This window comes from Levilactobacillus yiduensis (assembly GCF_024718525.1).
Classification (GTDB): Bacteria; Bacillota; Bacilli; order Lactobacillales; family Lactobacillaceae; genus Levilactobacillus; species Levilactobacillus yiduensis.
On sequence record NZ_JAMXAZ010000006.1, the window covers coordinates 41,207 to 60,184 of the forward strand.

The following is an 18,978-nucleotide window of genomic DNA, read 5'->3' on the forward strand; positions in this document are numbered from 1 at the left end:
AGACCACGCTAGCCTTCGGAACTATGCACCATGTCGGTTAAGGCCGTCACGGTGTAATGGTTATCCAGGTTGTGGGCTAAGTAATTCACGCGCTTTAAAATTTCTCGTCGCGTGATGATTCCTTGAAAAACGTTTTGGTCATTTAACAAGGGGATAAAAGGCTCGTCAATCATATAGTTTAAAATCGTTTCCAGTTTCTTGGGATCGTCTACCCAGTGGTCCACAGGTAGCATTGCGTCAGCTACGGTATAGTTACTGAGCTGTTCGACCGCGGCGCCAGGCACGTGCAGCAGTTTGTCGGTAATCGCGGCTAACGAGATCATCCCTTGCAGGTGGTCATCTGCGTCCAGCACCGGAATCCGGCTGTACCCCACTTTGGAGAGCACCATTAAAGCATGCTCCAGCGTGTTGGTCGCCGTAACGTTGGCCACGACGTCCGCTGGAATCACGTAACTTTTGGGGTCGTCTAGCAGTAACTGCTCAACAGCAGCGTCAATCATGCGTTACGTCATCCTTTCTGGTTCCGCGTAAAGGTAAATTTTAACTCTGGCACGGGCTGGGCATCGCGGGTGTAATACTGCACGACCCATGCAGTCGGCGTCACGGTGATCAGCGCACAGGTTCCGCCTAATTGCCGGTACTCACCGCGCGGCTGACTGATACTACCAGGATTCACAAAGACGTGACCCCCAGCCTCTTCAGCCGCCAGCTCATGCGTGTGCCCAAAGAAGACCAGGTCGGCTTGCTCTTGGTCCGCGTGGAGTTTGAGCTTGGTCAGATCCCAATGGACCTCATCGTAGTGCCCGTGCGTCAACAGGACCTTGCAGCCATCCACCGTGGGCGTTTGTACCAGCGGCAACTGACTATCAAAGTCCATGTTGCCCTGCACCACGTACGCCCCCTTGAACCAGGGGTCATCCGCCGTCATTTCCGAATCGCCACAGTGAAAAATGGTATCCGGTTTTAAAGCCGCCTTGAGACTCACCAAGATGTCGCGGTCGCCGTGATTATCACTGATTACCAGCCAACGTGTCATTATTTTTCCTCCCACCATTCATCGAATTGCGGTAACATCGCCGCCGTGGCTTTCGCGCGGTGGCTGTGCTTGTTCTTCAACGCCAGACCCATCTCAGCAAATGTTAGGCCATCCTCGGCCACGTAAAACAACGGGTCGTAGCCAAAGCCATCGTGGCCGCGTGGCGCCGTTAAGATCTCCCCTCGGACTTCGCCGGTAGCGACCAACTTCTTGCCATTGGGCTTGATCAAAATCAGTGACGTGTGAAAGGCCGCTCCCCGGTTTTCCGCGGGAACGCCTTGTAAATTGGCCAATAATTTGGCGTTGTTCTTGGCGTCGTCATGGTCCCCAGCGTAACGCGCGGAATAGATCCCCGGTTCACCGTTTAAGGCGTCGACCATCAGGCCAGAATCATCGGCCAAGACGGGCAACTGGGTCTGTTGCGCAACCGCGGTCGCCTTCAGCGTGGCGTTTTCCGTAAACGTCGTGCCAGTCTCTTCAACTTGCTTGAGATCAGGAAAATCCGCCAGCGTTTTGACTTGCAGGCCCTTGGGTTCAAAGATGGCGCGGAATTCACGGGCCTTGCCGGGATTGTTGGTTGCGATGACTAAGGTGTTTGCCATGAGTTAATCTGCCTCCACGGAAGTGTCTAGAACGGACTCGGGCAAATGAGTCACGGCCTTAGGTGCCAGGTCCAACCATTCGCTCGCCAATTGGTTAAATTGTTTAACGTCACCCGTCGTAAAGTAGGTCGCCGTAACCGGTTCCCCACTGACGTTCAACGCGTGTTGCTGTTTCAAAATCTCTGCGGCCTTTTGGGCAGCGGCCACGCCGGGATCAATCAACATCACATCCGGTCCCACGGCCGCCTGAATGGCGTCGCGTAAGAGTGGAAAATGTGTGCAGCCCATGACCAGCGTATCGATGCCGGTTCCCTGGAGTGGCGCCAAGTTCTGGGCCACGATTTGCCGCGCGTGGTCGGAATCCAAATCATTTTGTTCCGCCAAGGTCACCATCTGCGGACACGCCACACTGATGACTTGGCTCTTGGCGTCAGCCGCCAAAATATCACGCTGATACTGACCGCTGTTCACCGTGCCCTCCGTGGCGATGACCCCGATCTGATGATTCTTCGTGGTCTGGGCCGCCATGGTCGCGCCGGGGGCAATGACGCCCACGACTGGCACTGGTAACTCGGCTTGCATCTGGCTCAAAGCCGCAGCCGTGGCCGTGTTACAAGCAATAATAAATAACTTCATGTTGGCCTGTTGCCGTAAGTAAGTGGCAATCTGCCGGGTAAAGGTCGTCACTTCTTCTGGCGACCGGGGACCATATGGCAAGCGTGCCTGGTCACCTAAAAATACCGTGTTTTCAGCAGGCAAGACCCGCTGAACTTCCTTTAAAACCGTTAAACCGCCGACTCCTGAATCCATAAGGCCAATCGGATCTGTTTGCATGAATCAACGCTCCTTCTCGATGTTCTTGAATCTCCATTATCGCCTTTTTATGAACCGGTTTCAAGTTTCCTGCTAGTCAATATGGCAGGTTAGTCCTAAAAAAAGCCTAAAGTTTATCAGATTGTCATATTTGTAAAGGAACTACGGTATAATGGTCACAGAACTGAAACGGACTAAAGGAGCCAACCATCGTGAAAAATTTATATCAAACCGTCATGGCCGATGCCGACGGAGCCGCTAATTTCCCGCAACTGCTGATTCGTGAAGCGCTACTCCCCGAATTACTGGGGGACGACCAAGGCGCTATTAGTTACTGGGCTGGCAAATCACTAGCCCGGCGTTTTCCTTTGGGCAACCCCAAAGACGCAGCAGCCTTCTTCGCCCAGGCCGGATTCGGTACCCTGACCCTGGTCAAACAGACCGCCCAAATGACGCGCTGGCAGTTAAGCGGCACGCCCGTTAAGCTACGCAAACAGGTTGCTGGTGAAGACGACTTCACCTTAGAGGCCGGGTTCTTGGCAGAAATGATGGCCCAACAACTAGGCGTTGAGGCTGAAGCTGAATTGGTGGACTCGCCGCGCAAGTTGCAGGCAACCACGGTGACCTTTGACGTTTACACGGATCCAGAAGATGTCATCCCTGATTACGATGCGCCAGAGCCCTTGGCCATCGTCCACCCAACGTCACCAGACGCGGAGTAGCCCGATCTCGCCTAATCTGTTTTTTTCACAGGGAGTTCATTAAAAAAGCGGCCGTCACAGAAAATTGTGGCGGTCGCTTTTGTGCGTCCATTACGCTTCAACGTATTGGTCTAAAATCTTCTTCAATTGATCCTTGGAGTGGTAACCCACGATGGAATCGACCACTTGGCCGTCTTTCTTAACCAACAAGGTTGGGATACTCATAATACCAAAGGATTGTGGGGTGTTCGGGTTGGCGTCAACGTCCATCTTGTTGAAGGTGACGTTGTCCATTTCCTCAGATAACTGTTCAACAACGGGTGATTGCATCCGGCAAGGACCACACCAAGTTGCCCAAAAATCAGTTAACGTAACGCCCTTCGCTGTATCTTGTTCGAAGGTCTTATCAGTTGTTTCTGCTACTGCTGCCATACATATTGCCTCCCTCTCAAATTATCAACTATAAGTCTTAGTCTACCAGAATATTCTGAAATCACAACTAAATTGCTTACAATTTATTAGTAGTTCTAGTTAACCGCCTGTGGTCACACGCTTTTACTTAAACCGGACGACCGTCGAGCCATCCCCACCGGCATTGGCTGGTGAGAAGCCGAAGCTCTTGATTCGGTTGTTGCGCTTCAGGTATTCGGTGACCCCTTTTCGCAAGGCCCCGGTCCCTTTCCCGTGAATAATGGTCACGGACGGGTAGCCGGCCAGCAAGGCAGAATCGATGTACCGATCCACCTCGGCCATGGCTTCTTCATACCGGTGACCCCGCAGGTCTAAGGTCGGTGACATGCCACTCGAGCCACTGCGTTTGACGCTGGCCCGTGGCTGCTTGGCCGACTTGGCAGGGTCCTTGGCCTTTTCGAGGTCGTTGTTGGCGATCTTCATCTTCAAGATGCCCAGTTGAACTTCCCAGTGATTGTCATCCAGCTGCTGCATCAAGACGCCAATTTGCCCATAGGACTTGACCAGCACGCTGTCGCCCTTGTGGAAGTCCAGCTTGGCCTTTTCGCGCCGGAGGACCCGGTTTTTCTTCAGCTTGGTATCCTGTTGTAAGGCGTTCAAGGCCCCTTGCGCCGCAATCAACTCGTCTTCCTTGACCACACTCTTCCCAGCGGCTAACTGCTTCTTGCGCAGGTCGGAAATGATCTGGTTGGCCCGCTTGCGGGATTCGTCGACTAACCGATTGGCGTCGCGCTTGGCGTCCGTCATCAGCTGGTCTTTTTGGTGTTGGTACGCATCAAATTGCTTTTGCAACTGATCGTGGACCTCGTTGGCCTCGGCCAGTTGGGTCCGTAAGTTCTCGGCATCCTGATCGACCCGGCGCTTCTGCTCGGTCAGATCAGAGATCATGGCGTTTAGGTCCTGACTGTCTTGGTCGGTCAACCCGCGCGCCGCATCCACGACCTGCGCTGGCATTCCCAGCCGTGCCGCAATGTCTAACGCGTTACTGCGCCCAGGAATCCCGATTAACAGGTGATAAGTTGGCTGCAGCGTTTCCCCATTGAACTCCATGCTGGCGTTGATGGTCTCCGGCCGATTGTAGCCGTAAGCCTTCAGCTCTGGATAGTGGGTCGACGCCATGGCGTAACTGCCCAGCGTCCCAATCTCATCCAAAATGGCGATGGCTAGGGCCGCCCCTTCTTGCGGATCGGTCCCGGCACCCAGTTCATCGACGACGATCAGGCTGTGTTCGTCGGCCTGTTTCAAAATGGCCACGATGTTTTCCATGTGTCCCGAGAAGGTACTCAGGCTTTGTTCGATGGATTGTTCATCCCCAATATCCGCAAAGATATCGTGGAAGACACCAATCACACTGTTCTCGTTGGCTGGGATAAATAACCCAGACTGCCCCATCAGTTGGATCAGCGCCAATGTCTTCAAGGTGATCGTCTTCCCACCAGTGTTAGGCCCGGTGACGATGATAGCCTTGTAATCCTTACCAATGGCAATATCGTTGGCGACGACCTTCTTTTGGTCGATCAGTGGGTGCCGCGCCTGGCGCAAGTTCACCTGGTCGTCTAACGACAACTTTGGCTCCGTCGCCTTTAACGCGTGGGCGTACTTGGCCTTGGCGTTGATAAAGTCAAAATGCCCCAAGATTTCCGAGTTCCGTAAAATCTCATCCTGGTAAGGCGCCAATAACGCGGTCAGTTCCGCCAAGATCCGTTGTTCCTCGTGGCGTTCGTCGATTTGGTTTTGCCGCAACCGGTTGTTCAATCCCACGACCGCTTGGGGTTCGATAAACAGCGTTTGCCCACTGGCACTTTGGTCGTGAACGATGCCACCGAAACGTTGCTTGTATTCGGCCCGGACGGGGATCACGTAGCGGTCATCACGAATCGTGACGATCGTTTCGCTCAGGTATTTGGCATCCTTGCCCCGGGTGTATTGGTCCATCGACGTACGAATGGCCGCCTCCGTTTGGGTAATGTGTTGGCGAATCTGCTTCAGTGCCGGTGAGGCTTCATCGGTCAACCGGCCGTCACCTTCCAGCGAGACCCGCAACCGCCGTGTCACGTCAGGTAGCGTGACCAGTTCCTTGACTTCTCGGTCAAGTCGCCGCAGTGCCACTTCCTTTTCGGCTAAGTCACGGAAAAATTTCGCCACGGACCCAGTCGTCCAAAGCACCCGACTGATCTGGGCCAACTCCAACCCGTTCAGAGCTGCCTCCATGGCCAGCCGATGCAGGTGCGGCCGAATGTCGTCTAGCTTGGGCAGTGGAATGCCACTCTCCAAACGATAGATATCCGCGCCATCCCGGGTCTCGTCTAACCAGATTTGGAGTTGCTTGGCGTCCGCTGTGGGCGCTAATTCGGCGAGTTCATGTTGCCCCGCCGCCGACACCAGGTAGCCACGCAAGGCCTGCTTGATGCGGTCGTACTCCATAATTTTTAAAGTTTTTGAATTCATTGCGTTCCTCCCGAATTAAATTAATTCGATGTGTGTTCCGTTAGCCACCAGCTGAACACCCGCTTGGATAGGACCGGCGTTTGCTTGACGATCCATTGGGCGACTGGTGAGGCTTGATAACTGCTTTGGAAGCCCGAAATGGGCACCAAAATCAGTAAATTTAACGTTAAAAAAATAACCACGTAGCGAATCGCCAGGTTAATGAGCCCGCCCGCTAACGAGTTGACTTGATGGATCACGGGGAGCCAAGTCACCTTGTTGATGCCGTTGGCCAGCCGGTGAACGATGAAAAAGCCCACCGTTAAGATGGCCGAGAAAGCCAGCCCGTTTAGGAAAAAGCTACTACTTTCACTCGCCGTCACGGCACTGACCGAGCTATTCAGTGACAGATTGCCCACAAATTGGCCAATCCCACTGGCTAGCGGTCGCGCACCCACGCGCGCAACGATCCAGACCACAATGTAGCCGATCGTGTTGATGACCTGTAAGACCAGCCCCCGCCGGTACCCCCGGCGAAAGCCGAAGATCAAAACGGCCAGAATGATTAAGCTTAAAACCAAACTATTCCCCCGTTTCTGCTGGATCTTGCTGGGTGTCATCGTCGTGGTCGTTCGCCGCGGCCATTTTTAATTGGTCCGAAACGGCGTTGAACGCCATTAAGATGGCAGCGTCTTCTTTACTAATATTAGGTGACAGTTCCTTGAGCTGCGTGAACTGCTGGTTCAGCACCTCGGTCACTGCCCGCATATGTTCATCCGTTGCTTGGCCGACAATCGTGTAGCTTTTGCCCGCGATAACGGCTTTAAAGCGGTGTGTCTCTTCAGTCATTTTAAAATTCCCCCTGTTTTGCACAACGCCTTATTTTACCATTAAATGATAGGCGGCCGCACGTTTTGCAGCTTAAATTGCTGGTAAGATTCTCTGTTCCGTCCTAAACTTACTTTTTGCTTTAACTTGTATTTTGCTGTCCGCCTACCGTTCGCCGTTGACACTGACATTGTCCAAACCAGTGCCTGCGGCTGCCAGGGGTTCCGCCTGCTCTGGGGAACACCTCCAGCCTAAGAAACGGGCTTCCGGTTCGCTTGAAAGCCTGGCAAAGCCCACCAGTCTCCCAAGTCGTCCCACGCTGTAGGCTGAGACAAAACCTCAGCCAACACCGTCGACACAGCTGGCTACACCCCTGGCCTCCTCCGGCAGATTAGCTGTTGACTATCATCTGTCTCAGCATAACAGTTACCACTAGCATCGCTGCAAAAATTAGCAGCCTAATCTACCTCTCTGACCACCACTAACGTAGCCGAGAGTTCGCTAAATATGAGCTCAGCCGTGGGAGTTTGCTTGCCAGCGTTCTTTGCTGGTTAGGAAACTGGCGGCTTTGAGACGCGGGCTTTCGGCTCAAGGCCGAGGTGTCGAGACCGCTCTTTGGCTCGACCCGTCCGCCCACCGCGATCCAGTCTCATATTTAGCGAACGGTAGGCGGCAATGACACACAGTCTCGTCAGCTAAGGAGTGATTAGGACCACGGAAATTTTCCGTAGCAAAAAGGACGGAATTTCTTCCGTCCCTGCGTTGAAACTGACTAGTCTTTTTTGCCGGCGTTAGGATCAATGGTCCCGTCAGCTAAGAAGGTGTTCAGTACGGATTCAACCATATCCCATTCTTCGTCGGACTCAATCAATTGTAAGTCGCCACCAGATGGGTTGGCTGGATCATCGTCTTCTGGTAAGGCGTAGGCTTGGATATCAACTTCGTCGTCATCGCTCTTGCCGGATGGGTAAATCAAGATGTATGACTTACCAAAATCGTCAGATTCAAAGGTAAACAGGACATCGTACAGTTCTTCATTACCGTTTTCGTCAACTAATGTGATTTGTTCTTGGTCTTCGTTCATGGGAAACCTCACTTTTCTTTAGTCAGCTTGCCGTGGCGATCCAGATAGTTCTGGAGAATCAGCCCGGCAGCCAATTTATCAATAACTTTTTTGCGTTTACGACGAGACGTATCCGCTTGTTCCACTAACATACGCTCCGCCTCAACGGTTGTCAACCGCTCGTCTTCAAAGTCGACGGGCAGGCCGAACTTCTCCGTTAGCATCTCACCGTAGTGCTTGGACGCTGCCGCCCGCGGTCCTAACGAATTGTTCATGTTCTTGGGTAACCCGACCACAAAGCCTTGGACTTCGTGGGCCTGTACCAGTTCCGCGACCCGATCCAACCCAAAGACTTGTTCCTCTTCTTTGATTGGAATGATCTCGATGCCTTGTGCCGTCCACCCGAGGGCGTCGCTGATCGCAATGCCGACGGTTCGGGACCCAACGTCTAACCCCATTAATTTCATGAAGGTTTCACCGGTCCATTCTGATTCAGGTAAACCCGCACGAGTTCTTCAATAATCTCGTCACGTTCATGTTTACGAATCAAGTTCCGGGCATCATTGATCCGCGGAATGTATGCAGGATCGCCCGATAGGAGGTAACCGACAATCTGATTAATTGGGTTGTAACCCTTTTCCTCTAGTGCCTGATAAACCGTTACCAGTGTATCGTGGACGTCCTTTGGTTGGTTAGCGCCAAAGTCAAAATACATCGTTTTGTCTAATGAACTCACTATAAAACACCCCCGCACTTCCTCACTTAGCCTCAATTTTACTCGATTACCGGTCAAACTACAACGGACTAGCGCAATGTAATCTATTCGTAATACGACTGGTACGAAGGGAGCCGCCCAATTGAGCTGCTCCCCTCCACTAAGCCATTCTTTAGTTTCAATTGCTGATGAATCAATCGCACTCACCAGGTTAACCCAGTTAAATATATTACCAGTGTAACAGAACTCGCTGAACTTGCAAGTAACTCGTTACCTGATTGCCGATCATCAGTCTAGTCTTGCGCTGATAACCAATCGGCAGCTGCTGTCATGGCGTCTGGCAAGCCCGCTGGGTTCTTCCCACCGGCTTGCGCCAGGTTCGGCCGACCGCCGCCACCACCGTTGATCTTCGGTGAAATGGCTTTGATCAAATCGCCGGCCTTGACCTGCTTTTGCTTGTCAGCACTGACCGCAACGATCAGGTTAGCCTTGCCATTGACTTCAGCTCCTAATACTAACACATCAGAGAGGGCTTGGTCACGCCAAGTGTCTGCTAAAGCCCGCAACTGATCCATCTTGGAGACTTGAACGGTCCCACTGATCAGCTTGTAGCTCCCGGCCGTCGTCACGTTGTCAAAGACAGCGCTGGCTTCTTGACTGGCTAACTTGCCTTCTAAGGCAGCTTGCTTCTGTTCTAAGCTCTTGACTTGGGCTTGGAGGGCCTGGACCTTCTGTTCGACCTCAGTGACCTGAGTGACCTTCAAATCGCCAGCAACGGCGCTTAAGATCTCATCATGGTCATGCAGGTACTTGTAAGCGGCCGCAGACGTTACGGCTTCGATCCGCCGAACACCGGCACCAACACCGGATTCAGAGGTGATCTTGAACAAACCAATTTCGTTGGTGTTCTTGACGTGGTTCCCACCACAGAATTCAGTGACGAAATCACCTGCGCTCACGACCCGGACGACCTTGCCGTACTTTTCGCTAAACAGCGCGATGGCGCCCATCTTCTTAGCGGATTCAATATCCGTTTCAACCGTCGTTACGGGCATTTCTGCGAAGATCTTCTCGTTAACGATGGCTTCGGCCTTGGCTAAATCAGCGGGGTCGACTTGCCCAAAGTGGGTGAAGTCAAACCGCAAGTAGTCGCCTTCAACCAATGAACCGGCTTGTTGGGTGTGTTCGCCAAAGACTTCACGCAACGCCTTGTCCAACAAGTGGGTCGCGGTATGGTTCTTTTCGACCTTGCTGTGGAAGACCGTGTCGACCTTCAGCTGGTAAGTGGCACCCTTCTTCAATGGGGCAACGACCGTCAACGTGTGCAGGTTTTGGCCGTTTGGCGCATGTTGCACGTCCGCCACGTGGGCAACCACGTGACCGGCTTCGTCCAAGATGTCCCCTTTATCAGCGACTTGACCACCCATTTCCGCGTAGAACGGTGTGGTATCGAACATGGCTTCGACCGTGCCGGACGCGGCTTCGTCAGCCAGTTGGTCATCAACGACCAGTTCCGTCAGCTTGCTGGTCGTGGCCAGTTGGGTATAGCCCACGTACTTGCTAGGGGTCTTCACGTTGATCAACAGGTCATGTTGCAGGCCCATCGCCGTTTGCTTGCCCCGGGCATTACGGGCCCGATCCTTTTGCTTTTGCATTTCAGCCTTGAAGCCATCAACGTCGACCGTAATGTCTTGGTCGTCGGCGTACTCTTCCGTTAATTCAACCGGGAAGCCGTACGTATCGTAGAGCTTGAAGGCATCGGGACCAGCGATTTGGCTGCCACCCTGCTTCTTCAAGTCGGCAATCAAGCTGTTTAACAGCGTCAACCCACCGTCCAGTGTTTCGCCGAATCGGTCTTCTTCTGACCGCACGACCTTGGCAATGTAATCGGCTTGCTTCAGCACGTCTGGGTAGTAGGATTGCATGATCTTACCCACGACTGGTACCAATTGGTCCAAGAAGGCCCCTTGGATACCCAGCTTTTGGCCATTGACGATAGCCCGCCGAATCAAACGCCGGATGACGTAACCGCGGCCTTCGTTTCCAGGCAACGCGCCGTCACCAATGGCAAACGTAATTGCCCGCGCATGGTCAGCAATCACCTTAAACGACACGTCGTCTTCAGCGTTGGCACCATACTTCTTGCCGTCGCTAAGTTCCGCCGTCTTTTCGATGATTGGCAGGAACAAGTCGGTCTCAAAGTTCGTCCGAGCATTTTGGAAAATGGAAACGACCCGTTCGAGGCCCATCCCCGTATCAATGTTCTTCCGAGGCAATGGCTTGTATGAGCCATCGGGTTCGTGGTTGAACTGGGAGAACACGATGTTCCAGACTTCCAGGTAACGTTCGTTCTCGCCACCAGGATAGTTTTCTGGATCGTCATCAGCCAGGTTGTTGAAGGCTTCGCCACGGTCGTAGAAGATTTCGGAATCGGGACCCGAAGGACCTTCACCAATATCCCAGAAGTTATCTTCAACGGCAATAATGTGGTCGGGCGCAACGCCAGCAGCTTCCCAATCCTTTTTGGCATCCGTATCCTTTGGGTAGACCGTCATGTACAGTTTGTCTGGATCCCAGCCAAACCAGTCTGGGGACGTTAATAATTCCCAAGCCCACGTGATGGCTTCTTTCTTGAAGTAATCCCCCACGGAAAAGTTCCCGAGCATTTCAAACAACGTGTGGTGCCGCGCCGTCTTCCCAACGTTTTCGATATCGTTGGTCCGAATACTCTTTTGTGAACTGGTCAACCGCGGATTCTCTGGCACAACTTGGCCGGAGAAGTATTTCTTCATCGTGGCAACCCCGGAATTGATCCACAGTAATGATGGATCGTCCTTAGGCACCAGTGATGCACTGGGTTCAATCGTGTGGCCCTTCGACTTAAAAAAGTCGAGGTACATTTGACGAATTTGACTACTTGTAAGCTCTTTCATCTCTTAAATACCCTCCCAAAAATGTCAAAAACACCGTTGCCCGTAGAGACGCCGAAGCGCGGTACCACTCTACTTGCAACGATGTTTTAATCGTTAACCTCTTAAACTCATAACGCTGAGTCGCGATGAAACTGAGGGAGCGCCACCAAATTCATGAGTCGTTTTTCACAGCTACCAAAACGTTTCTGAAAGTCACGAACTCGGGGTATATCCTCGCAATAATATTTAAATGTCCAATTGAAATTATAGGGGTGGTGCGGCTCCTTGTCAATTAAGGTTTCTTGGTTTTGGAGAATGTTGGGGATTTTTTTCTAACTGGGGGGTTGCGGACAGTAAAAATTAGGCCTCCTGCGCTTAGAAAAATAAGGTGTCCCTATCCTGGGGTGGTTCTTTGCGGTTGGACTGGCTCGGTTCGTTCAAGATATTTTCGCCACTTCATCCCGGTCCTGGCGGCTTCCGAAACGTGCTCCGCGAACCAGACTCCTGCGCTTAGAAAAATAAGGTGCCCCTATCCTGGGGTGGTTCTTTGTGGTTGGACTGGTTCGGTTCGTTCAAGATATTTCCGCCATGCTATCCTAGTCCTGGCGGCTTCCGAAACGTGCGAAAAAGGGCAGGTCCCTGCGCTTAGTAAGAATAAGGACTCCTGCCCGGGATCCGCTCTTCAAGTTTGGACTGGTTCGGTTCGTTCAAGATATTTCCGCCATGCTATCCTGGTCCTGGCGGCTTCCGAAACGTGCGAAAAAGGGCAGGTCCCTGCGCTTAGTAAAAATAAGGACTCCTGCCTGGGATCCGCTCTTCAAGTTTTGACTGGTTCGGCTCGTTCAAGATATTTTCGCCAATCTATCTTGGTCCTGGCGGCTTCCGAAACGTGCTCCGCGAACCAGACTCCTGCGCTTAGAAAAATAAGGTGCCCCCATTCGGCTTTGCCGAACAGGAACACCTTATTCCTCTAATGCTCAGAGTCTAAGCGGTTCGCTCCACACTCTTTACTGATACCGATCCGACTCGCGCTTTCTTCTCTTGCGCTCGTTTCTTGCGCTTTGACGTTGGGCGATTCGGCGTTCTTGGTCTTTTCTGCGGTGAATTTCTTGCTTGATTTGGTGCTTGTACCCTGGTTTGATTTTCTTCTTCTTTTTCTTCACGTAGCCAATCAAACCTGGATCTAGCTTTTCCGTACTCTTGTTTCGCTTGGTCCGGCGGTTACGGTCGTAGGAGTCCACGATTTCGTTGTTACTGATACGCTTGGGCTCGAACTTGATGCCCATGGCTTCAATCTCAGCGACCTTGGCTTCCTCGTCTGGTGAGTACAGCGTGATGGCCGTCCCGTGCATTCCCTGACGACCCGTCCGGCCGACCCGGTGGACAAAGAAGTCCAGGTCTTCTGGGATGTCGTCGTTGATGACGTGGGAGACCCCTTCGATATCAATCCCCCGTGCCGCTAAATCAGTGGCCACGACGAATTGGTACTGCAGGTTCTTGACCTCACGCATGACCCGCTTCCGTTCCCGCGGTTTGATGCCTCCATGAATCATGGCGACCTTCATGCCCTGTGCCTGCAAGAAGTCGTGAATCTGTTCGACCCGCGTCTTGGTGTTGGCAAAGATCAAGACTAAATAAGGTTCACCCATCGTGATCAATTGGTAGATCAATTGGTTCCGGTTTTGGCCCTTGGTCGAGATCAACCAGTTGTCGATGGTGTCGGAAATAATCGTATCGGTCGGAATCTCTTCCACGACGGGATGGTTCATATACTTTTGCAAAAATGGGTTCAACCGTTGCGGAATCGTTGCGGAGAAGACCATCATCTGTAGGTCTTTAGGCATCCGCCCGGCAATGCGGTCGACCTGATCCAAGAACCCAAGATCCAGCGTCATATCGGCTTCATCAACGACAAATTGGCGCGCGGTATGCACGTCCAAGGCGTCGGATTGAATCAAATCCATGACCCGACCCGGTGTCCCGATGACCAGTTGGGGTTGGTAATGATGGAGTTTTTCCACCTGGCGCTTCTTATCAGTCCCGCCAACGTAATTACCAATGCGAATTTCAAAGGGGGCTTCTGCGGCCAACTGTTCGGCCGCCGTGTGAATCTGGTAAGCCAATTCCCGGCTCGGCGTGGTGATCACGGCCTGAACCTGGTTGTCTGAAGTTAATTGATTAAAAATCGGCAACAGGAAAGTATGGGTTTTCCCACTTCCCGTTTGTGATTGGCCCACAACGTCTTTACCCGCCGCAATCACGGGAATCAACTTTTCTTGGACCTTGGTCGGCTCGGTGAAGCCAATCTTGTGCAACGCCGTCATGATGTACGGCTGTAGCTTGAATTCATTAAAATCTGCGGTCATTCATTTTCTCCTTTAGTGCTAGCCACCAACTCATCGAGCTCGTGGATAACCTGGTCAATTTCTGCCTGATCGTGGGCCGTGGCACCACTGGCAAGGGCGTGGCCGCCCCCACCGTGGTTCTTCGCCAATTCATTGATGGATGGTCCCTTGGAACGGAGCCGAATCCGGAACGTCTTGTCCTTGGATTCCACAAAAATGGCCCAAGCGACCACCGTGGTGATCTTTCCGGGTAGCGGTACGACCGCGGACGTCGAATCCTTGGCCGACAAGCCAAAGGATTCCACGATTTCGTCGGTCAACTTTAAATAAGCCGCCCCACTTGGCAAAATTTCTAAGTTCTGGTAAACGTAAGCGGACAACCGCGCCATAGCGGGCGAAATTTCGTCTTCCGCCTGGTTGACGTCGGTCATCGAGAAGTTGTACGTCAACAGCTTGCCAGCAACGGCAAACGTGTTGGCGGAGGTGGCGGGGTACATGAAGCGACCCGTGTCGCCAATAATGCCGGCATACAGTAGCCGTGCCGCATCGTCTGGCAGCGTCAATTCCGCTTGGTTAGCGGCGTACCAATCGTACATGATTTCTGAGGTGCTGGACGCTTGGTCCAAGACCCATTGGATGTCGCCAAAGGCATCATCATTGGGATGGTGGTCGATCTTAATGACCGCCGCCCCCGTTGACCAACGTTCATCGTCGATCCGTGGTTGGTTAGCCGTGTCCACAACGATCACTAACGCCTCGTGATACGCATCGTCAGGCACATCTTGGTCGGCCTGGCCCATCCAATCAAAGCCTGGATAGTGTTTGCCCACAGCGAAGATCTTCTTATCGGGAAAACTAGCCCGTAAAATGTCCCGTAAGGCCAGCTGCGCCCCAATACAGTCAGGATCTGGCCGTTGGTGACGGTGAATCATAATTGTTTGGTATTTCTTGATTTCTTCTAAAATGGCAGCTTCAATAGCCATAATTTCACCCGTTTTCTATCCGATTTTTTCGACCAAGACGCGTCGATACCGCGTTTCAGTATACAAGTTTTGGCGCCTAATTTCAAAGAAAGTTTACGGCTTTTCGTTCAGTCACGGTCGGTTCGATCGCCATCAAACAGCGGTAGGCGGACATTTTCAAATGTTTGCGCGGCTAGTCCGGTCAGCGTGATGCCCAACAAGCGCACCTGCTCGTCGGCGCTGGCCACACTGTGATACAGGTCTAACGCCAGGTCGTAGTACACCGCGGCATCGTTCTCAATGAAGTCAGTCTGGGTCACGCGTTTGGTAATCGTGTTGAACTCGCTGTCCCGCAACTTAAGGACCAAGGTCTTGCCGTGGCGTTGTTTTTGCTTAACGGTCACGGCAACCATTTCGGCTAGCCGCTGGAGTTGGCTTTCGACCTCGCCGACCGACGCCAACGGCGGGCCGTAAGTGCGCTCCTTGCCAATCGACTTGCGTTCACGCTGGTACTCGACCGGCCGCTCATCAATGCCGCGCACCCGCTGATAGAGCACGTAGCCGAATTTACCAAAGTCATGAATCAGCTCGAGTTGCGAGCGCTGATACAGGTCGGCCCCGGTCAGGATTCCCAGCTCATGCATCTTGGGCACCGTCTTCTTACCGACCCCGCGGTAGCGTTCAATGGGCAACGCCATCAAGAAGTCGTGGGCGTCCTCGGGCAAAATGACGCTGACCCCCACCGGCTTGCGAAAGTCCGAGGCCTCCTTGGCCAGAAACTTGCTGTAGGAAATCCCGGTCGAACAGGTCAAATGCGTCTTATCGAAAATCTCCACTTGAATCTCATGGGCGACCTGAACCGCGGAATGCAGGTGTTTTTTGTTCTCGGTCACGTCCAGATAGGCTTCGTCAAACGCCACGGTTTCAATCTTATCGGTATATTCATGAAAAATGGCGTGAATCTGATCGGAAATCTCGCGGTAATGCGGGAAATCTGGGGTCTTAAAGGTAGCCTTGGGCGCCAGCTTTAAGGCTTCGTTGGCATTCATTGCCGAGTGCACACCGAGCTTTCTGGCGACGTAATTGGCGGTGGTCACCACGCCGCGGCCGCCAGTCGTTCTGGGGTCCCGAGCAATGATCAACGCGTGGCCCTTGAATTCGGGGTGGTCGCGCTCCTCAATGGAGGCGTAAAAGGCATCCATGTCGACGTGAATAATTTTGCGTTGCGTATACTTCTCCGGCACCACGCGGGCCACCCCCCTTCTTGGACAATCTACATCATGGCCACTGGTTAGAAATTGTGACCTCCCTTTAATAATTAAATTATACCCAAACAAACGTTTGTCTTCAATTACTTAAGGCTGGAAAACGAAATTCGGCTAGAGCTATTGTCGCTATGCGGTTTATGACGTTAAGATTAGTCGTTTACAATTTCGTATTAGAAACTGGCCGCCTACCGTCCGCCAAATATGGGTCGGAACGCGGTGGGCGGACCGGACCGAGCCTGAGGAACGGTCTCGGCCTCGCTTTGAGCCGAGAACCCGCGTCTCAAAGACGCCAGTTTCCTAAGTGGCATGGATCGCGCCACTAAGGAAACTCCCACGGCTGAACCCATATTTGGCGAACTCTCGGCTACAAGTGTGCATGCTAATAACAGTCAGCTTAGCCCCAGATAGCAGCCCAACTGACAATCAATCTTTAGCTAACACAGTGTTGCCGATAATCATCAACCTGCCAGAGATGATGCCAACTGTGTCGAGCCGAGAGACCGCTCCGCAGGCTGGAGGTGTCTCCCATAAGCAGGCAAAATCCCTGACTGACGCAGGCTTATGGTTTCACCAATATTAGCGGACAGAACATTGGCCTCCTGGGAAGCAACGCGCTAATACAATCATTTATGGCCGCCTATCCTACGAGAAATGACATCAGATTTATCTGCTAACTGCCGTTACGTCGGGATTAGCCTAAATGTTTCGACGGATTCTTCAGCGAAAGGGTTACTTTTCTCCGGCTAATTTCGTTAGTACCAGTAAAGGGAAATTTATCGCGAAAAAAAAACGGCCTCCAGGAGACCGTACTTTTCGCACTATTTAGCTGAGTCATCATCAGTTGACTCGGTAGCGTCGTCCGTTGCTTTGGCGTCGCTAGCTGAATCATCAGCGGCACTGTCAGCTGGCTTGTCGTCGCTAGCAGCTTCACTGGTCTTTTCTTCAGCGGCTGGGGCCGTCACAGCTTGCGGTGCTTGTGACGTTACCTGCGCAATGGCCCGCAGGTCAAAGACTAAGTAGATACCATCACAGTCCAAAGTTGCCGTTTGGTCCGCTTGGTTGATTTCATCGATCACACCGTGTAACCGGCCAATCGTGATGACGTGATCACCCTTTTTAAGTTGGCTCATCATGTCACGGTGCTTCTTTTGTTGCTTTTGTTGTGGCCGCAACATCAAGAAGTACATCAACGCTAAGAAAACAACTAAGATAATCAACGTTGAGTAACCGCCACCAGCACCGGCAGCAATCGTTAAGTTTCCTAACACATTTGTTCACCCCTTTATGGTCTATCTATTGGACAACTTTACCAGAATCCAAGGAATCCGTCCAATTATTTTTAGAAATTCTTCGGATGTTCGGCATTGTAGCCGTACTTTTCAAACACTTCTGCCCGTAAGTCTAGTAAATTATCATCTAAAATGGCCTGGCGCACCCGTTTCATCAGGTGATGCAAGAAGTACAGGTTGTGATAACTGGTCAAGCGACGGCCGAAGTCCTCGTCTGCCTTGAACAGGTGCCGCAAGTACGCCCGGGTGTAGTGTCGGCAAACGTAACAGTCGCATTCGTCGTCGATGGGGCCAAAGTCGTGAGTGTACACGGCATTTTTGACCACCAGCCGACCGTGACTGGTCATGCAGGTCCCTTTGCGGGCGATTCGTGTCGGCAACACGCAATCAAACATGTCGACCCCACGCATGACCCCGTCAATCAAGGAATCTGCGGTCCCCACACCCATTAAATAGCGTGGCTTGTTTTCCGGCAATAATGGCGTCGTAAACGCCAAGATGCGGTTCATTTCTTCCTTGGACTCACCGACGGACAACCCACCGATCGAGTATCCCGGAAAGTCCAAGCTGACCAGGTCTTTGGCGGATTGCCGCCGCAGGTCCTCGAAGCCGGCTCCCTGAACGATACCGAAGAGTCCCTGAGTATCTGGATTAGCATGGGCCTTCAAGCCCCGTTCCGCCCAGCGACTAGTCCGTTCGACGGAATGCTTCACGTAGTCATAACTTTCAAAGAATGGCGGGCATTCGTCCAAGCTCATCATGATGTCGGGACCTAATTTATTCTCGATATCGATGGCCTTTTCCGGTGACAAGAAGAGCCGGTCGCCGTTGATCTCATTTCTGAAATGAACGCCTTCTTCGGTCAACTTACGATGCTTGGCCAGTGAGAAGACTTGGAAGCCCCCGGAATCAGTCAAAATTCCCTTATTCCAGTTCATGAATTTGTGCAGGCCCCCGGCCTCTTGGACCAGGTCCGGCCCGGGTTGGAGCCACAAGTGATAGGTGTTGGCCAAGATAACTTGTGAGCCCATCTCGTCCAATTCCTCGGGACTAATGGCGCCCTTCATTGCGGCCTGGGTGCCAACCGGCATAAACATCGGCGTTTTAAACGTGCCGTGCGGGGTAATCAATTCCCCTAGCCGCGCGCCAGTGTGTTTTTCAGTTTTAATCAGGCGATACTTAATCGCGGGTTCCATGGATCATCCTCCGTTAATTCTAAATCTTTTCTACATTTGCGTTTGGTTTTGGGCAGCATTGGTGGTGTAGTCGCCTCCCGTTACGCGATCTCTAGGCTGGAACGCTGGGGGAGGACGGTCCGAGCCAAAGACCGGTCTCGAACCTTGCTTTAAGCCGGAAAATCACCGTCTTAAAGTCACCAATTTAGCAGTAAAGGACACTGCTAAATTCCCCGGCTGAGCCTAGAATCGCTCCACTCCCGGCTAAGCTAGTACTCATCCGCAACCCAGACCGAACTTTCTCGGCCTAATCCAGTCAGCAATACCGGAATCAGGTATCCGCAGCCTAGATGAACCTGACCATCAGGTAG

Annotated in this window: 18 protein-coding genes; 1 reads left to right on the forward strand and 17 read right to left on the reverse strand. The window is 52.4% G+C overall.

Features of this window, described 5'->3' with window-relative positions:
• Positions 1 to 8: 8 nt before the first annotated feature.
• The 4 genes from cbpB to murI are packed head-to-tail and all read right to left on the reverse strand — an operon-like array spanning position 9 to position 2,472.
• On the reverse strand, positions 9 to 500 hold the full coding sequence (gene cbpB / locus NGM66_RS04975) for a cyclic-di-AMP-binding protein CbpB (protein ID WP_258115417.1): 492 nt from the start codon (positions 498 to 500) through the stop codon (positions 9 to 11).
• An 8-nt stretch (positions 501 to 508) separates the two neighbouring features.
• A complete protein-coding gene (locus tag NGM66_RS04980; RefSeq protein ID WP_208910027.1) occupies positions 509 to 1,036 on the reverse strand; it encodes a YfcE family phosphodiesterase in 528 nt (175 codons plus the stop codon).
• Entirely contained in the window at positions 1,036 to 1,638 is a 603-nt protein-coding gene (locus NGM66_RS04985; RefSeq protein WP_208910029.1) for an XTP/dITP diphosphatase, read from the reverse strand. Before NGM66_RS04985 ends, NGM66_RS04980 begins: the two co-directional genes overlap by 1 nt.
• Before the next feature lie 3 nt (positions 1,639 to 1,641).
• Positions 1,642 to 2,472, reverse strand: coding sequence for a glutamate racemase (gene murI, locus NGM66_RS04990; protein ID WP_208910032.1), 831 nt, complete (start codon positions 2,470 to 2,472; stop codon positions 1,642 to 1,644).
• A 191-nt stretch (positions 2,473 to 2,663) separates the two neighbouring features.
• Here murI and NGM66_RS04995 point away from each other — a divergent pair, with 191 nt between their 5' ends.
• On the forward strand, positions 2,664 to 3,173 hold the full coding sequence (locus NGM66_RS04995; protein WP_209279979.1) for a DUF2507 domain-containing protein: 510 nt from the start codon (positions 2,664 to 2,666) through the stop codon (positions 3,171 to 3,173).
• A 90-nt stretch (positions 3,174 to 3,263) separates the two neighbouring features.
• Here NGM66_RS04995 and trxA read toward each other — a convergent pair whose 3' ends face one another.
• From trxA to tgt, 13 genes are all read right to left on the reverse strand, one after another.
• Positions 3,264 to 3,584, reverse strand: coding sequence for a thioredoxin (gene trxA, locus NGM66_RS05000; RefSeq protein WP_125765755.1), 321 nt, complete (start codon positions 3,582 to 3,584; stop codon positions 3,264 to 3,266).
• Between the two features lie 123 nt (positions 3,585 to 3,707).
• Positions 3,708 to 6,071: an endonuclease MutS2 gene (locus NGM66_RS05005; protein WP_208910034.1), complete on the reverse strand. Its 2,364-nt coding sequence runs from the start codon at positions 6,069 to 6,071 to the stop codon at positions 3,708 to 3,710.
• A 20-nt stretch (positions 6,072 to 6,091) separates the two neighbouring features.
• Complete coding sequence (locus tag NGM66_RS05010; protein WP_208910036.1) at positions 6,092 to 6,631, reverse strand: CvpA family protein; 540 nt, start codon at positions 6,629 to 6,631, stop codon at positions 6,092 to 6,094.
• A 1-nt stretch (position 6,632) separates the two neighbouring features.
• Positions 6,633 to 6,899 (reverse strand): cell division protein ZapA, encoded by a 267-nt coding sequence (locus tag NGM66_RS05015; RefSeq protein WP_208910038.1) that lies wholly within the window; start codon positions 6,897 to 6,899, stop codon positions 6,633 to 6,635.
• Between the two features lie 751 nt (positions 6,900 to 7,650).
• Entirely contained in the window at positions 7,651 to 7,962 is a 312-nt protein-coding gene (locus NGM66_RS05020; protein WP_208910040.1) for a DUF1292 domain-containing protein, read from the reverse strand.
• Positions 7,963 to 7,970: 8 nt separating this feature from the next.
• On the reverse strand, positions 7,971 to 8,408 hold the full coding sequence (gene ruvX, locus NGM66_RS05025) for a Holliday junction resolvase RuvX (RefSeq protein ID WP_208910041.1): 438 nt from the start codon (positions 8,406 to 8,408) through the stop codon (positions 7,971 to 7,973).
• On the reverse strand, positions 8,405 to 8,677 hold the full coding sequence (locus tag NGM66_RS05030; protein WP_020088343.1) for an IreB family regulatory phosphoprotein: 273 nt from the start codon (positions 8,675 to 8,677) through the stop codon (positions 8,405 to 8,407). Before NGM66_RS05030 ends, ruvX begins: the two co-directional genes overlap by 4 nt.
• A gap of 272 nt (positions 8,678 to 8,949) precedes the next feature.
• Entirely contained in the window at positions 8,950 to 11,589 is a 2,640-nt protein-coding gene (alaS, locus tag NGM66_RS05035) for an alanine--tRNA ligase (protein ID WP_208910042.1), read from the reverse strand.
• Positions 11,590 to 12,575: 986 nt separating this feature from the next.
• The gene (locus tag NGM66_RS05040; protein WP_208910043.1) at positions 12,576 to 13,934 is read right to left on the reverse strand and encodes a DEAD/DEAH box helicase; all 1,359 of its coding nucleotides are present in this window, start codon (positions 13,932 to 13,934) and stop codon (positions 12,576 to 12,578) included.
• Positions 13,931 to 14,896 (reverse strand): DHH family phosphoesterase, encoded by a 966-nt coding sequence (locus NGM66_RS05045; protein WP_208910044.1) that lies wholly within the window; start codon positions 14,894 to 14,896, stop codon positions 13,931 to 13,933. The genes NGM66_RS05040 and NGM66_RS05045 overlap by 4 nt, the downstream gene beginning before the upstream one ends.
• A 107-nt stretch (positions 14,897 to 15,003) precedes the next feature.
• Positions 15,004 to 16,122: a DNA polymerase IV gene (gene dinB, locus NGM66_RS05050; protein WP_373418469.1), complete on the reverse strand. Its 1,119-nt coding sequence runs from the start codon at positions 16,120 to 16,122 to the stop codon at positions 15,004 to 15,006.
• 839 nt (positions 16,123 to 16,961) lie between these two features.
• Complete coding sequence (yajC, locus tag NGM66_RS05055; RefSeq protein WP_245155247.1) at positions 16,962 to 17,411, reverse strand: preprotein translocase subunit YajC; 450 nt, start codon at positions 17,409 to 17,411, stop codon at positions 16,962 to 16,964.
• 71 nt (positions 17,412 to 17,482) lie between these two features.
• On the reverse strand, positions 17,483 to 18,628 hold the full coding sequence (gene tgt / locus NGM66_RS05060) for a tRNA guanosine(34) transglycosylase Tgt (protein ID WP_208910052.1): 1,146 nt from the start codon (positions 18,626 to 18,628) through the stop codon (positions 17,483 to 17,485).
• Positions 18,629 to 18,978: the final 350 nt, after the last annotated feature.

Bases quoted from the DNA above. Each gene is read 5' to 3' on its own strand.
- cbpB (WP_258115417.1), bottom strand. From the start codon at position 500: ATGATTGACGCTGCTGTTGAGCAGTTACTGCTAGACGACCCCAAAAGT.
- NGM66_RS04980 (WP_208910027.1), bottom strand. From the start codon at position 1,036: ATGACACGTTGGCTGGTAATCAGTGATAATCACGGCGACCGCGACATC.
- NGM66_RS04985 (WP_208910029.1), bottom strand. From the start codon at position 1,638: ATGGCAAACACCTTAGTCATCGCAACCAACAATCCCGGCAAGGCCCGT.
- murI (WP_208910032.1), bottom strand. From the start codon at position 2,472: ATGCAAACAGATCCGATTGGCCTTATGGATTCAGGAGTCGGCGGTTTA.
- trxA (WP_125765755.1), bottom strand. From the start codon at position 3,584: ATGGCAGCAGTAGCAGAAACAACTGATAAGACCTTCGAACAAGATACA.
- NGM66_RS05005 (WP_208910034.1), bottom strand. From the start codon at position 6,071: ATGAATTCAAAAACTTTAAAAATTATGGAGTACGACCGCATCAAGCAG.
- NGM66_RS05015 (WP_208910038.1), bottom strand. From the start codon at position 6,899: ATGACTGAAGAGACACACCGCTTTAAAGCCGTTATCGCGGGCAAAAGC.
- NGM66_RS05020 (WP_208910040.1), bottom strand. From the start codon at position 7,962: ATGAACGAAGACCAAGAACAAATCACATTAGTTGACGAAAACGGTAAT.
- ruvX (WP_208910041.1), bottom strand. From the start codon at position 8,408: ATGAAATTAATGGGGTTAGACGTTGGGTCCCGAACCGTCGGCATTGCG.
- alaS (WP_208910042.1), bottom strand. From the start codon at position 11,589: ATGAAAGAGCTTACAAGTAGTCAAATTCGTCAAATGTACCTCGACTTT.
- NGM66_RS05040 (WP_208910043.1), bottom strand. From the start codon at position 13,934: ATGACCGCAGATTTTAATGAATTCAAGCTACAGCCGTACATCATGACG.
- NGM66_RS05045 (WP_208910044.1), bottom strand. From the start codon at position 14,896: ATGGCTATTGAAGCTGCCATTTTAGAAGAAATCAAGAAATACCAAACA.
- tgt (WP_208910052.1), bottom strand. From the start codon at position 18,628: ATGGAACCCGCGATTAAGTATCGCCTGATTAAAACTGAAAAACACACT.